This window comes from Parabacteroides chongii (assembly GCF_029581355.1).
GTDB classification, from domain to species: domain Bacteria; phylum Bacteroidota; class Bacteroidia; order Bacteroidales; family Tannerellaceae; genus Parabacteroides; species Parabacteroides chongii.
Genome location: NZ_CP120849.1, coordinates 5442796 through 5457594, shown reverse-complemented (window position 1 = coordinate 5457594; position 14799 = coordinate 5442796). Strand labels below are relative to the sequence as shown.

Below are 14799 nucleotides of genomic sequence, written 5' to 3'. Positions count from 1 at the left end.
TTTATAGTTTGGACGCTAGATAATTCATGTATTCTTTTACTCCTTTTTCATCATTCGGTTCCGGACTCCAGGGTGCCATATTATTCGGATCCAAGGGAGCAAAAGGACCTGGTTTCACTTCATAGACGACTGTATCACGTTCCAGAACGAGCAGGCAATGCCAAACGCCTGGTTTGATTTCTGCACCATAGGACCCAGCCATGGGATCGAGCAGGAATTTTTCCGTAATATTACCTTCGTCGTCAAAAGTAAATACTACAACTTTTCCGCGTAACAACAGGAATATTTCGTCTTTGTCGGGATCCAGATGACGGTGCGGACGGATATAACTACCCGGTTCCATTGCATTCAGCAAACGGTTTACCGGATCGTCCAATCGTTCATGGAAGTTGTAATTCATGCGGAGACGGGGCGATTGTTTCGCCTGTTCGTTTGTCTTGTCAAGTAGCTGCTTATCTATAATCTTCATGTTATGCAATAATAATTTAGAGGACGAATGTACAAAATAAATTTTGTCTGTTATGCTGATAATCCGTACTTTTGTACGAAACCCTGAAAATCGGCTGCTTCATGAAACCCATTATATATCGCTTTTGTCTGTTGATATTTATTCTGTCTCTAACGATTTCCTGTAAACGGGGAGGGGAGGAGAAAGAGTTTGTTGTGGGAATCTCCCATAGCTCTGTTAACGATAGCTGGCGAAAAGCGATGATGCTGGATATGCAAGTGAAGGCTTCTGACTATCCGGGAATGACCCTTGAAATGAAAGATGCCAATGAAGATAATGATACTCAAATCAAACAGATTCGCGAGTTGGTTAAAAAGAAGGTGGATCTTATCATTATTTCAGCCAATGAATCCGGTCCTGTGACAACGGCTGCCGTTGAAGCTTACAGGGCAGGTATCCCGACTATTATCATTGACCGAAAAATCTATTCGGAAGAATATACGACTTTCATTGGAGCCGACAATTACGAGATAGGGCGTGCTGCCGGACTGTTCACGAACTCTTTGCTGAAGAATGGAAAGACAACGATTGTCGAAATTTGGGGACGCGAAGGTTCCTCTTCCGCTCTCGACCGTCATAATGGCTTTAGCGATGCTCTTATTCATAATGATAATATAATCCTGAAAACAGTGTACGGACGCTGGCATCGGGATGAGGCCAAGGTAAATATCGCAGCACTCGGTTCTTTTGAGGATATCGATATCGTATACGCACATAATGATGTGATGGCGTTGGCTGCCAGAGAAGCAATAATGGAAGTGAATCCGCAGGCGGCAGAGAGGATAAAGTTTATAGGTATAGATGCTTTGCCCGGTAAGGGAAAAGGAATCGAAGCGGTTCGTGACGGTTATCTGACAGCCTCGTTCGTTTATCCTACAGGAGGAAGTACGGCAGTAAAGGTTGCCTGGCAGATTCTGAACGGAGTGCCGGTCTCCAAACAGTACGCTTTGACATCGGCTCTGATCGATAAGGATAATGCCGGAACCATCTATTTGCAGACTGAGCAACTGGCGGATTATCAGGAGCAGATTGAAAAGCAACGCAATAATCTGGATAAGATGTTCTCGGAATACCGTTTTTTACAAAATTCAGTCGGTCTGATCCTGCTATTGCTGGGAGTCGTGCTCCTGCTGGCTCTTTACGTGATACATATTTTTCGGAAGGTCCAGCGTAAGAATCATGAATTGAAGCATACCAATATGCAGGTCGAGCAGCAGCGTGAAGAACTGGCAATTGCTAACCGGAAGATCGAACAGGCAACCACCCGTAAGTTACAGTTCTTCACCAATGTCTCCCATGAAATAAAAACGCCGCTTACGCTGATACTCGGTCCGTTGAATAAGCTATCGAAAGAATTGCCTCCCGATTCGCCGATTGTCGACGACATACATATAATAAAGAAAAATGCCGACCGCCTGAAACGGGTAGTCAGCCAGTTGCTCGACTTTCGCAAGGTCGAGAGCAACAAAATGGATATGCGGGTGACGGAAGTGGACCTGGTTGCATTTATAGAAGAGGTTAAGTCGTATTTTGACAATATGGCGCAGAGTAAACAGATACATTATTCGTTTCAGCATACCGTCCGGTCTGTTATGCTCTGGGTGGATACAGACAAGATGGAAAAGATATTGGCCAACCTGTTGTCGAATGCCTTTAAGTTTACTCCGGAGGGAGGAACGGTCACCATCCGTTTGCAGGAACATGCAGGGTATGTGATATTGTCGGTGGAGGATAACGGAAAAGGAATACTGCCCCAAAACCTGTCCGCTGTCTTTGACCAGTTCTTTACGGCCGATCAGGTTACCGGAACCGGTATCGGTTTGCATTTGACACGTGAGTTTGTCAGTATGCATAAAGGCAGTATTCATGTGGAGAGCGAACCGGGTAAACGGACCGTCTTCTTTGTCGAATTGCCTAAAGGAAAATCTCATTTTGATGAAACCTGTACGTTTGCTCCTTCCGTAACTGAATTGTCGAGCGGTGTGGCAAACCTGGATACCCGCGAAATGGACGAGATCGTGAATCGGACCTATGATTATACGATTCTGGTTGTGGAGGACGATCCGGATATTAACGCTTACCTGCAAAAGGAGCTGAAGCCCAACTTCCGTATCCTGGCTGCCGGGAATGGTGCGGCGGCTGTCGATATATTGGCAAAAGAGAATGTATCATTGGTTATCAGTGATGTGATGATGCCTGAAATGAATGGTTACGAATTGTGTAAACGGATCAAATCGGATATCGCTTTCAGCCATATTCCTGTCATCCTGCTGACAGCCCTTTCCGATGATAAGCAGCGAATGTACGGCATTGCCAGTGGAGCCGACGAGTTTATTCAGAAACCTTTCCATATCGAAGAACTGAAACTTCGCATTGTCCGCCTGCTGGAAGAACGTGCCCGTTTGAGAAATGCCTTCGCGCAGGAACTTCAGTCACCTGCCGCTTCCGACCTGAAGATCGGTAAAACGGAAAGCATGGATGATGTATTCATGCGTAAGTTCATGGCGCTGATCGAAGAGGCCTATCCCGATTCCGATTTCAGCATAGAGAAAGCGAGCGATATGCTCGGTCTGTCGCGCGTACACCTGTATCGGAAAGTAAAGGAGCTGACTGGTGTGACACCGACAGACTTCCTCCGTAACTATCGTTTGAAGCGTGCGGCTGCTTTATTGAGAGAGAAAGGTCGTAATGTGAATGAGGTCGCTTATGCTACCGGTTTTAGTTCTCCTCCTTATTTTTCCAAGTGTTTTAAAGCTGCCTATACTGTTACACCCACCGAATATCAGGAAAAAGGATAACAATTGTTACATTCGTGTAACTAAAGTGTAAGGACTCTGTAAATAAACTTGTTATGTAACGAGCGTTATTCTTTCTGTAGCATGAGTTATCGTTTACTTCCATGGCATTCCCTAGTTTTGCACTATCGAAATTCAAGGGGTAACAATCTTGTATTATTAAAAGAATTATTTAGACCATGGAGCAGATGAAGCAACAAAGCAAAAGACCGGTAGTAGTCGGTATAGGTGAACTTTTATGGGATTTACTTCCCACTGGTAAAACAGCAGGTGGTGCGCCTATCAATTTTGTTTACCATGCTTCCCGTTTAGGAGCAGAAGGTTATGCTGTCAGCGCCATCGGTGATGATGAAGACGGAGTCGATATCCTGAAAGAACTGGATAAAAACTCTATTCAATACCTGATTGAAAAAGTCCCTTATCCGACAGGAACGGTCAAGGTCGATCTGAAGGAAGACGGGATACCGGAATATACGATTACAGAACGCGTTGCCTGGGATCATATGTCGCCTACATCGGATGCCGTCGATTTGGCAGAAAGAGCTGATGCTATTTGTTTCGGGGCATTGGCACAGCGTTCGATTCAATCGCGTGAAACGATTCAGGCTATTCTGTCATTTGCACCGGATACGGCTTATCGTTTGTTCGATATAAATTTGCGTCAGCATTATTATAATAAGGGATTGATAGAAGAGTCATTGTATCTATCCAACGTACTGAAGATGAATAGTGATGAGATGAACCAGCTGAAAGAGCTGTTCGGGTTGAGCGGTACGGAAGATGAAATAGCTATCTGGTTCATGGAAAAGTACAATCTGAGAATGGTTGTCCTTACGGCAGGAGCCTCTTACAGTACGGTTTATACGCCGGATGAAGTGTCTACATTGCCGATACCCGAAGTGGAGGTCGTAGATACGGTAGGTGCAGGAGATGCCTTTTCAGCCGCTTTGATTATGTCACTGCTCAATGGCGGCACATTGAAAGAAGCTCATCGACATGCTGTGAAAATTGCGGCTTTCGTTTGTTCCAATAAAGGAGCATGGCCGGTTTACGAATAAGAAAGATAATTCATGTATGTATAGGTTTTTTATTGTTTAAGGCAAAAAGATGGTTAGTTTTAGGTTTTTAGTTTAGGTTGGTTGAAAGGTCCGGTATCTCCGGACCTTTTGGTTTATAGTATCTTAGATAGAATAAAAAAAGGACCGACTATATGGTCGATCCCTTTCCATGTTATTTTATAAAAAGTATATTAGTACTGTCTTTCAAGTAACCATGCATCCTGGAAATCAGGAGCATATTTAGCTTTGATAGCATCGCGGCTGTCGGCTGCATCAGCTTTATCATCGAAGCTGGCAACGATTACGCGCAACATGCCTTGTTCGTTTTCACCTAATACCGCATTGTAGCCTGCATTCTGCATACGCTCTTTCAAAGAGTAAGCGTTTGTCTTGTTCTTGAAGCTACCGATAACAACACTGTAACGTTTCAGACGGCTTGCATCTTCACCTTGTGCAGCGTTGATTCTTTCCGAGCGAGTCGTTGCCGTAGAAGTTCTGGGTTTAGAAACCGGTGCAACCTCTTCAACAATCTCTTCTTCTTGTTCTACTACCTCAACAGGAGCTGTAGATTCTTTTTCTTTGGCTTGTTCGTAAGCAGCCTTATAAGCACTCTGTTTAGGTTTACATGAGCCGAATGCTAATACCATACTTATAGCGGCTCCAAATAACCAAATCTTGTTCATACTGTTCAGTTCTTAAATTACTTGTGCAAAGATATAAATTATATTTACTAATTTCGCACACAGAATATAATATATTATAATGTACATGAATAAATCTATTGCAACAATGGTTATGGCAACATCCGTATTACTAGGTGCTTGTAACCAAGATGCTAAAAAAGCAGAGGACACAAGACCCGTTATCGGACGCTCGGAAATCAAGATTACCGACGGACGAATGACGCCTGAGGCTCTTTGGGCTATGGGCCGTATCGGAGGGATGAACGTATCTCCGGACGGACAAAAAGTCGTTTATACGGTTGCCTATTACAGTGTTCCGTTGAACACTAGTAACCGGGAAGTATTTGTAATGAACGCCGACGGATCTGACAACAAACAGATCACTCACACTCCTTTCTCGGAAAATGAAGCAACCTGGATTAAAGGAGGAACAAAGATCGCTTTCCTTTCGGGTGAAAGCGGGAGCAGCCAACTTTGGGAAATGAATCCTGACGGAACGGATCGTAAGCGACTGTCTGACTATGACGGTGATATCGAAGGATTTGCTTTCTCGCCGGACGAAAAGAAAGTTCTTTTTATTTCGCAAGTAAAGACTGTTCCGAGTACTGCCGACAAGTACCCGGATCTGGATAAGGCAACAGGTATAATTGTTACAGACCTGATGTATAAGCATTGGGATGAATGGGTGACAACCGCTCCGCATCCTTTCGTTGCCGACTTCGATGGAAGCAAAATAAGTAATCCTGTCGATGTGATGGAAGGTGAACTGTTCGAATCTCCGTTGAAGCCTTTTGGCGGTATCGAACAACTGGCATGGAATACAACTTCCGACAAGGTGGCTTATACCAGCCGTAAGAAAACAGGAAAAGCATACAGTCTTTCTACTAACTCGGATATTTATGTATATGATCTGAATACGAAGCAGACGGTAAATATCAGCGAAGGGATGATGGGATACGACACTAATCCGCAGTATTCGCCTGATGGCAAAAGTATTGCCTGGTTGAGTATGGAGCACGATGGTTACGAATCAGATCAGAACCGTTTGATGGTGATGAACCTTGAGACAGGTGAGAAGACTTTTGTTAGTAAGGCTTTCGACTCCAGTGTCGATGGATTTTGCTGGAGTAATGATGCCCGGACAATCTATTTCACTGGTGTATGGCATGGTGAATCACAGGTTTATCAGATCGATCTTGCTGCAAACAACACCATCACTCCTTTGACGAGTGGTATGTACGACTACGAAGGAGTTACCCTGTGTGGTGCTGACAAACTACTTGTTAAACGTCATTCTATGTGTATGGGAGACGAAATCTATTCAATTGCTTTGGATGGAGATCATACTGTAAATCAGCTTACCTTCGAGAATAAACAGATCTACGACCAGTTGAAGATGGGTAAGGTGGAAGAACGTTGGATGAAGACGACCGATGGAAAAGAAATGCTTACCTGGGTAATTTACCCGGCAAACTTCGATCCGAACAAGAAATATCCTACCTTATTATTCTGCCAGGGTGGTCCTCAGAGTCCGGTCAGCCAGTTCTGGTCTTACCGTTGGAACTTCCAGATCATGGCTGCTAACGATTATATTATCGTGGCACCTAACCGTCGTGGCTTGCCGGGCTTCGGTAAAGAATGGAACGAAGCTATCAGCGGCGATTATGGTGGTCAGTGTATGAAAGATTATTTTACAGCAATTGACGAGATGGCAAAAGAACCCTATGTAGATAAAGATCGTCTGGGATGTGTGGGTGCCAGCTTCGGCGGCTTCTCCGTTTACTGGTTGGCCGGTCATCATGATAAACGCTTCAAAGCTTTTATTGCTCATGACGGTATCTTCAATATGGAAATGCAATATCTGGAAACAGAAGAAATGTGGTTCGCCAACTGGGATATGGGCGGTGCTTACTGGGAAAAGAACAATCCGGTAGCTCAACGTACATTTGCTAACTCTCCGCACCTGTTTGTAGACAAATGGGATACTCCTATCCTGTGTATTCACGGGGAAAAGGATTACCGTATCCTTGCCGGTCAGGGAATGGCTGCTTTCAATGCCGCCGTACTTCGCGGTGTTCCTGCCGAACTGTTGATCTACCCGGATGAAAACCATTGGGTTTTGAAACCGCAGAACGGCGTGTTGTGGCAACGTACTTTCTTCGAATGGCTGGATCAGTGGTTGAAGAAATAAGATAGGGACTCTCCAAATACTGTATCAAGATTGCTTCGGTCTTCTGCAACAAAAGCAGACGGCCGAAGCAATCTTTTTTTTTGTCTTATTCGAAATAACATGAAATACATAATGTTTCGAATAACAATGTTAAAACCAGCTTGAATTGGTACTAAACTTCTCTAATTTGATACCATATGTCGTGTACGGACATCAGTCTATTACTGGAATATTTATTTTTGCAAAACGTGAAATGACTTGATTTACATGTTATTTCGAAAAAATAGTTGTTGTAGGTTTACTTATGCTGAAACACAGGTATATAAAGAGAACTAAAAGTACAGTATCTATGAGAAACGTTTTAATACTAATTCTAATCTGCTATACCAGCCTTATGTCTGCGAAAGAGGGCATACAACTGGGAAAAGGTCCTGTAGTTGCACTGAAGAGCAACATCCCTTATTGGGCAACCGCGACTTTTAATGCCGGACTCGAATTCCGTTTGGTCCGTAAATGGACGCTCGACCTGGAAGCCGGACTCAACCCCTTCTCCGGCAAAAACGATGATGGCAGCTACGACAAGTCGCTGAAGCATTTGCGTTTGCACCCGGAAGTTCGTTACTGGTTTTGCGAGAGCTTCTACAAGAGTTTTATTGGCTTACACGTACCTTATATTATATATAATGTATCCGACATTAAATGGCTGGGTACCGAAAGTGAACGTCATCAGGGTTGGGGGACAGGAGTCGGCATCAGCTATGGCTATCAGTGGCTGCTTTCGAAGCATTGGAACCTGGAGGCCACGGTCGGAGTGGGCTATCTCTATCTCGAATTGGATAAATACCCTTGTTCCAACTGCGGCAGCAACATCGAGAAAGAAAAGAAACACTATTTCGGTCCTACGCAGGCCGCTGTAAGTTTTATCTATTTATTCTAAAAAGAACTCCCTTATGAAACGCTTACTAACTATAACATGCATGCTATTCGGTGCCGCAACACTCCTCACAGCCCAGGAAACCGCTCCCAGGGCTGTGCAGGAGGGCACCATCCTGATAGAGCGGAAAATGGTGGAGAAGGCCGATTCTTTTCTGGTAGTGGATATGACTGTCAATATCAGTGGGATAGAGGTAGACCGCAACCGTTCGGTCGTATGCACTCCGCTGATTCACCATGGTGATAGTTTGCGTCCGTTGCCTCCTATTGTTATCAACGGACGTGATCGTCATATCTTGTATGAAAGACAGGAGCGCAAAGCCGAACCGGGATTAAGCTTCGTGGTGCGCCGCCAGAATAAGAAAGAGCAGCGGATCGACTATCATGCCCACTTCCCGTTCAGCAAATGGATGGAGAAGTCGGAACTCTCTTTGGTGACCGACCTTTGCGGTTGCGGCTGGGAGGCCTTGCAAAACGACAGCTCTGTCTTGTTCTCCATCAATATGGCCGACCCGATCTTGCTGGTGCCCCAACTGGCCTATGCCGTTCCGCAACCCGAACCCGTGAAACAACGTGCCTTGGAGGGACGTGCTTTTCTGGACTTCCCGGTCAATAAGACGGAGATTTATCCGGAATATCGCAACAACCCGCAGGAGCTTTGCCGCATACGCGAAAGCATCGAGTCGGTGCGCAACGACACCTATGCAACCATCACAGACATAGATATCAAAGGGTATGCTTCGCCCGAAGGAAGCTATGCCAACAATGCCTACCTGGCGGAATATCGCGCCAAGGCCTTGATGGGATATGTAAACGAACTCTACGATTTCGGCTGTGCCTCGATGCAGGTCAACTTCGAGCCGGAGGACTGGAAAGGGCTGGAAGAGTATGTCGAAAACTCTGACCTCCCCGAAAAGGAAGAGCTTCTGGCCATCATCCGCGCCGACGAGCCGGCCGACTGGGATCAGCGCGAATGGCGACTGAAAACGCTTGCCGGCGGTGTGCCTTATCAGACCCTGCTGCGCGAGGTATATCCGGCCTTGCGGCATTCGGACTATGTGGTAAAATACACCATCCGCAACTTCACCGTCGAGGAGGCGAAGGAATTGCTCTACACCGACCCGAGCCGGCTGAGTGTGGAGGAAATGTTCCGAGTGGCACAAACCTACGAGCCGGGTGGCGACCGCTTCAAGGAGGTATTCGAAATAGCTGTCCGCATGTATCCGGACGACCCGGTTTCCAACCTCAACGCTGCCAACATTGCTATCAGCGAGGGCAAAGTGGAGCAGGCCAAACGTTATTTGGCGAAAGCCGAAACCTCTCCGGAGAAGCAGCTGGCTGAAGCGGGTATTGCCATGCTGGAGGGTGATCTGGATAGGGCAGAGACTTTGTTGCTCCCGTTGAAAGATAACCTTGGTCTGGCTGAAGATGTTGCCAATAACTTGGAGCAGATAGCGACGAAGCGGGCTGAATAGTTTGGACAGAAGAACAAAACTAGATATTAATATTAATAACGTAAATTCTATACATAATGAAAAAGAAAAACTTTTATAGCTTATGGGCAGCCGCGCTATTGATGATGGCGGGAGGTTGTTCCGAAGAGTTGGGAGAGGGAGATGACTCGAATGGCGGTGGCGATGGCACTGGCGATAAGGCGTATGTAACCGTCCGTATTTCTTCTCCGTCAACTGGGGCGAGGACAAAGGCGGGTGATAAGCCTGAAGGTGGAGAAGGTGGTGATGGATTTGTGCAAGGAACAGTGGATGAGAATTACATTAGGGATGTGAATATATTCTTATATAAGACAGAACAGCAACAAGAAGGTGCTGAACCTGATAAATATTTGTCTTTAGAAACACCAATAGTAGGAAGTGGATTTTCAGAGCAGGTAGATAATGACCCTAAGACTCCTTCTAATAATCATACGCCACAAGCTACTGTTGAAATTAATATTCCAAAGCTAGGAGAGAAAATTGAATATTACAATATCTTGACTATAACTAATGCTGGTGAGAAGTTGACTTTTAGTACAGTCAAGCAGTTACGTGATTATTTATTTGAAAAGCAGGATGCTTGGGAGCATGGTGTGGAAAGAGAGGATGGGGAGATAGTTACAACTCACTTCGTGATGTCTACTCATACGATGACCTTAGGCAATGATAAGTCGGTTGTAGGATTGAGCCAAGCTAATAATAATCCTGCAGATGCACCATCTGTAACTGTTTATGTTGAGCGTTTGGCGGCTAGAATTGATCTGAAATTAGGGGACGAAAATGGGAGCTATGATGTTGCAACAGATAAAGTACAACTTACTGCTTTTTCTGTTGTCAACCGATTAAAAGCAGGTTCTTATATGTTTAAGAGAGTGACTGTCCCTGAACTTGGAAACGATATGGATAAACAACCGATTAGAACAGAAAGTGATGGAGATATCTATTTAGGTGATGAATATTGGAATACAGAAGGTTATTATAATTATGTAATTGATCCCTGGACACGTGGAAAGAAGGTGGATTTGTTTACAGCAGATGGATATACTCCAGTTTCTTTAGCTTCACATTATGTGGATAATGGAGAAGCTAAAACTGGTTCTACTTCCTTTGATGATCTGTATATTAATCATTTTAATAAAGAACTTAATGAAAAAGAAACTTTTGTGACTTATGGTGACAACTTACCAAACGCAGGAATAGGGGAGAACGAAGGAAATTATGGTGAGAAAGGTTACAAGCTTATCGCTTATACCTTAGAAAACACAACAGGCTGGGAACAACAACTTAACGGCTTTTCTACTGGGGTGATCTTTAAGGGGACATATACTCCTAAATATGTAATAAAATATAGTATAGAAGAAAATAAAAATGAATCAGTTGAGTATGCCAACCTTGAGAAAGAGGATCAATATTTTTACACAACTAAAGTAACAACAACACAGTCCACACAAGACGACGATGGTAGTACTGGAACAACAACGAAAACGGTTCTATATGCAGATTTGAAATCATTGCTGGTTGGATCATTTAGTGATGATGTTAATGGTGATATTGTTAAACTCTTATTTGGAGGAGCAGGCAGTACTACTACTACTGTAACAAAAGAAGAAGTAGAAGCAGTAGTTAATACACTTCAAGGAAAGTTTGGTGAGGCATATGCGGCGTTTGTAGGAAAAAACATACAGGAGTCTGTTAATATTAGTGATATAAATTATGAAGCTTTTGCACAGACTATCAAACCCAATGATGCCGAAGTTCTAGCTGAAAAATACGACATTCACTATTATAAAGACGGTACCTGCTACTACAAATACTGGATCCGTCACGCAAACAACGGACTGAATCCCCCCGATAATCCTAACCTGGGTATCATGGAATACGGTATTGTCCGTAACAACCTTTATAAGTTGGATGTAACAGCGATTAAAAAGTTAGGTGATCCACTACCGTTTACTCCGGGAGTAGACGATCCTAAAAATCCGAATGAAGACGATAAAACGCAGTATTATATCACGGTTATGGTTTACGTTAAAGACTGGGTAATCCGCGATAACGGGCAAATTGAACTCTAACCATCCAGGTGTGGTAGCACTATAGTCCTACAGGGGCTGGCACTATAGTCCTAACACCCTTAGCACTATAGTGCTACAAACAGCACCTAGTCATAGCGACCGCGAACTCTGCTCATAACGACAGAGACCTTTGGTTGTTACGACTGGAAGCCCTGTAAGGGCGCAACAAGAAATACGACTTTTTTGCAAAAACCGCCCGCTTTTTTTCGCAAACGTCGGCGGCTTTTTCCAAAAACGTCGGCAGCACTATCCAAACGGATAGGCACCCATTCCAAATGGCTGCCTATTCATTACCAAACGGGTCAGCACCCATTTCAACCGGCTGCCGACCCGTTCAAAACCGATAGCCGGGCGAAGCAGACCGGCGGAACTTGTTTCCGAAACACTGCTTCTGAAAAAGTTTTTACAAAAACAGCGTCACTTCCATCACCCTTATAAGCTGTTTCTTGATAATCAATCAATAGAAGGGTGAATGCAGTTGTCTTTCCGGCGTCACCTCGCTGAACGAGTGGCGTCACCAGGTGACGCCGGAAAAAGACAACCCTTCATCTCATTATTCCTTGTATAACAAGGCGTAAAAGGCAAAAAGTGAAAGGTGAACCCAAATTGGGACAAAAAAATATAGCATATGAAACGATTAATTACGTACATCCGATTAGTCTCTTCACTCCTTTTATTGGGAGCGTCTGCCTGCGACTATATCCACGACGACACCTTGCCGCCGTGCGAATTTCGTCTGCATTATGTGTACGATTATAATATGAAGTTTGCCGACGCTTTCCAACACGAAGTCGACCAGGTCTCCCTCTTTATCTGCGACGACCAGGGTACCTTCCTCCGGCAGCGGCAGATTGAAGGCGACGAACTGAAGGCCAACGACATCCGTCTCGACCTTCCTCCCGGCACCTACTACCTGGTTTCGTGGGCAGGCCTCGACGAAGGCACCTACCAACTGCCGCAACTCACCCCCGGCACTTCGCCGGTGGAAGACATACGCGTGCGCACCCTCCGCCAGTCGGACGGCACGCAACCCCGCGAACTGCACCCCCTTTGGCACAGCCTCGACACCATCGTCGTCTCCGGCCTTGCCCACGAGAGCGACACCATCAGTCTGGCCAAAGACACCAACAAACTGCGTTTCGTACTCCAAAACGTGAAAGGCGACAATATGGACGTGAACGACTTCACCTTCCGCATCGTGGCCGACAACGGCTATATGGACTACGACAACAGTCTGCTGCCCGACCCGGCCATCAGCTACCTCCCTTACTACACCGAAAACGTGGAGATAGCTGCCGACCCCGACCCTGAGTCTACGGTCTCCGGCCAGCTGGTAGCCGTTGCCGAAATGAACACCATGCGTCTGATGGCGGGCGAGAACTTCCGTCTGATCGTACAGCATAGGGGCTGGGAAAAAGATGTGTTGAATATTAACCTCAACAATTACCTTTTGCTCACAAAAATGGAGGGTCACGACATCAGTGCCCAGGAATACCTGGACCGTCAGGACGAATATTCCATCATCTTCTTCCTGACCCCAATCACTTGCCCGGATCCCGATCCTGATCCTGATCCTGACCCTGACCCTGATCCCAATCCCGACCCAGACCCTGATCCCAATCCCGAAGATCCGATCATCGGCTATGCTTGTTACACTATCCAGGTAAAGGATTGGGTGATACGGTTGAATGAAACGGATTTGTAAATGGATATAAGTAAATGTGTATGAAATATCAATTCATAAATATCGGCTTCTTGCCTTTGCTGCTGTTCTTGCTCCCCTTCTTCCTTTGCACCTGTGCAGACGAGGAGCCTGTCGGCCCGCTGCCGGGAGATTTTAAGACGGTGGATTTTCATTTGATGCTTAAAGGAAGTGGAGAGGATATCAATTCGACGCAGTATGAGGGAATGGAGGATGTGCTTTTAGTGATTACGGACAGTGAAGGCGTGATTTTGCAAACCCATAGCGAAGTGTTAAAGGAAGAGAACAACAACATGACCGTCTTTGAGAAAACCATCCGCTTGGAGGATGTGCCTAAGGAGGCGGCTTATGTGTATGCGTTTTCTAATTTGAAAAGCGAGCTGCTGACGAATAGTGATGAGATTTTGGCTGCGCTGGAGGTGGGGAAGAAGTTGCCGGTGACGTTTAATGTTGAAGGGGCATTAGTTGGGATGCCACATGTCAGGATAAAGGAAGATTTAGTGATAGACAATGGGAAAGAGGGTACTGAACCTAAAACTCCTCCTATTCCCATGTCCAGTCATTTTCATGAACTAAGAGAAAAGGAGATAAGTATTCCTTTATATCGTATGGTTGCCAAGGTGAAGGTGAGCATAAGCAATAAAATGGAAGATGATTTTACAACCACAGTGGATGTAAGCAAATTTCGAAATAGAGACTCTATTTATACCCTACCTTATAAATCGTTGTTGAATGATATAGGGAAAATAGAGTTACCGTTATTCCCTAATGGTACTACGTCGTTGAATCCTGTTTGGGGGATATTAAATAATGCTGTAGTTGTAGGTGGGGGGGGCCGGTGGAAAAAGTCTTTTATGTACATGAAACTTCGTTAGGTAAAGATAGTATTAAAGTGGATGTTAAGATTACGAAACCAAAGAATGAAACGAAGACCGGTGTAACCAACTTCACCTATGTGCGTCGCAATGACTATTTAATAATACCATTAGTATTGAGCGAATATGCCTTGAATGTATCGGTTAGCGAGCAGCGTGCTCCTATCGGTGGCTACCCGTTTGCGTTTCAACTGGATTTTATCTCCAGCCGTGAGTATCAGATTAAGAATACCGGTGTACTGACGATTCATTTGGAGGCTGTGAAAAAGGCTCTTGGGTCAACTGACACTGAGGTTAACTTTACAATAAAAGATTGTAAACTAATATCAGAGGATGGGGCTATTACTTGGTTGAACGGAAGTGAACCGGAAGACCTTACTGAGGTTAAGGAAGTTAAATTAATGGTTCATAGAAAGGGAACGGCTACCTTATCATTTACGGTAGAGATTGCTAATGATAGCAAAACAAATATCGACTACGAGATAAAGCTTATTTACTAAACAGATAGAA

11 protein-coding genes are annotated in these 14799 nt (G+C 44.8%); 9 read left to right on the top strand and 2 right to left on the bottom strand.

What is annotated here, in order from left to right; all coding sequences use genetic code 11:
• Position 1: 1 nt before the first annotated feature.
• Positions 2–469 carry a WbuC family cupin fold metalloprotein gene (locus P3L47_RS20945; protein ID WP_122361520.1) on the bottom strand — a complete coding sequence of 156 codons (468 nt, stop codon included), beginning with the start codon at positions 467–469 and terminating at the stop codon, positions 2–4.
• Positions 470–570: 101 nt separating this feature from the next.
• On the opposite strand from P3L47_RS20945, the gene P3L47_RS20940 reads away from it, so the two are divergent.
• Together P3L47_RS20940 and P3L47_RS20935 are read left to right on the top strand one after the other, a co-directional pair.
• Positions 571–3306 carry a substrate-binding domain-containing protein gene (locus P3L47_RS20940; RefSeq protein WP_277782011.1) on the top strand — a complete coding sequence of 912 codons (2736 nt, stop codon included), beginning with the start codon at positions 571–573 and terminating at the stop codon, positions 3304–3306.
• Between the two features lie 176 nt (positions 3307–3482).
• Positions 3483–4361 carry a carbohydrate kinase family protein gene (locus P3L47_RS20935; RefSeq protein ID WP_122361521.1) on the top strand — a complete coding sequence of 293 codons (879 nt, stop codon included), beginning with the start codon at positions 3483–3485 and terminating at the stop codon, positions 4359–4361.
• A gap of 191 nt (positions 4362–4552) precedes the next feature.
• On the opposite strand, the gene P3L47_RS20930 is transcribed toward P3L47_RS20935, so the two are convergent.
• Positions 4553–5044 (bottom strand): SPOR domain-containing protein, encoded by a 492-nt coding sequence (locus tag P3L47_RS20930; protein ID WP_122361522.1) that lies wholly within the window; start codon positions 5042–5044, stop codon positions 4553–4555.
• Positions 5045–5129: 85 nt separating this feature from the next.
• On the opposite strand from P3L47_RS20930, the gene dpp5 reads away from it, so the two are divergent.
• From dpp5 to P3L47_RS20895, 7 genes are all read left to right on the top strand, one after another.
• A complete protein-coding gene (gene dpp5 / locus P3L47_RS20925; protein WP_427910522.1) occupies positions 5130–7235 on the top strand; it encodes a dipeptidyl-peptidase Dpp5 in 2106 nt (701 codons plus the stop codon).
• A 373-nt stretch (positions 7236–7608) separates the two neighbouring features.
• Positions 7609–8151, top strand: a complete 543-nt coding sequence (locus tag P3L47_RS20920) for a DUF3575 domain-containing protein (protein WP_486651780.1) — start codon at positions 7609–7611, stop codon at positions 8149–8151.
• 13 nt (positions 8152–8164) lie between these two features.
• Positions 8165–9622, top strand: coding sequence for a DUF3868 domain-containing protein (locus P3L47_RS20915; RefSeq protein ID WP_277782009.1), 1458 nt, complete (start codon positions 8165–8167; stop codon positions 9620–9622).
• A gap of 56 nt (positions 9623–9678) precedes the next feature.
• Positions 9679–11712, top strand: a complete 2034-nt coding sequence (locus P3L47_RS20910) for an Mfa1 family fimbria major subunit (protein WP_277782008.1) — start codon at positions 9679–9681, stop codon at positions 11710–11712.
• Between the two features lie 628 nt (positions 11713–12340).
• A complete protein-coding gene (locus tag P3L47_RS20905) occupies positions 12341–13417 on the top strand; it encodes a FimB/Mfa2 family fimbrial subunit (protein ID WP_122361527.1) in 1077 nt (358 codons plus the stop codon).
• 20 nt (positions 13418–13437) lie between these two features.
• Complete coding sequence (locus P3L47_RS20900) at positions 13438–14289, top strand: hypothetical protein (protein WP_277782007.1); 852 nt, start codon at positions 13438–13440, stop codon at positions 14287–14289.
• Positions 14290–14306: 17 nt separating this feature from the next.
• On the top strand, positions 14307–14789 hold the full coding sequence (locus P3L47_RS20895; protein WP_277782006.1) for a hypothetical protein: 483 nt from the start codon (positions 14307–14309) through the stop codon (positions 14787–14789).
• Positions 14790–14799 lie beyond the last annotated feature (10 nt).

What these genes read in the sequence shown, in the direction of transcription:
- P3L47_RS20930 (WP_122361522.1), bottom strand. Translation starts at nt 5,044, where the DNA reads ATGAACAAGATTTGGTTATTTGGAGCCGCTATAAGTATGGTATTAGCA.
- P3L47_RS20940 (WP_277782011.1), top strand. Translation starts at nt 571, where the DNA reads ATGAAACCCATTATATATCGCTTTTGTCTGTTGATATTTATTCTGTCT.
- P3L47_RS20935 (WP_122361521.1), top strand. Translation starts at nt 3,483, where the DNA reads ATGGAGCAGATGAAGCAACAAAGCAAAAGACCGGTAGTAGTCGGTATA.
- P3L47_RS20945 (WP_122361520.1), bottom strand. Translation starts at nt 469, where the DNA reads ATGAAGATTATAGATAAGCAGCTACTTGACAAGACAAACGAACAGGCG.
- dpp5 (WP_427910522.1), top strand. Translation starts at nt 5,130, where the DNA reads ATGAATAAATCTATTGCAACAATGGTTATGGCAACATCCGTATTACTA.
- P3L47_RS20915 (WP_277782009.1), top strand. Translation starts at nt 8,165, where the DNA reads ATGAAACGCTTACTAACTATAACATGCATGCTATTCGGTGCCGCAACA.
- P3L47_RS20910 (WP_277782008.1), top strand. Translation starts at nt 9,679, where the DNA reads ATGAAAAAGAAAAACTTTTATAGCTTATGGGCAGCCGCGCTATTGATG.
- P3L47_RS20905 (WP_122361527.1), top strand. Translation starts at nt 12,341, where the DNA reads ATGAAACGATTAATTACGTACATCCGATTAGTCTCTTCACTCCTTTTA.
- P3L47_RS20900 (WP_277782007.1), top strand. Translation starts at nt 13,438, where the DNA reads ATGAAATATCAATTCATAAATATCGGCTTCTTGCCTTTGCTGCTGTTC.
- P3L47_RS20920 (WP_486651780.1), top strand. Translation starts at nt 7,609, where the DNA reads ATGTCTGCGAAAGAGGGCATACAACTGGGAAAAGGTCCTGTAGTTGCA.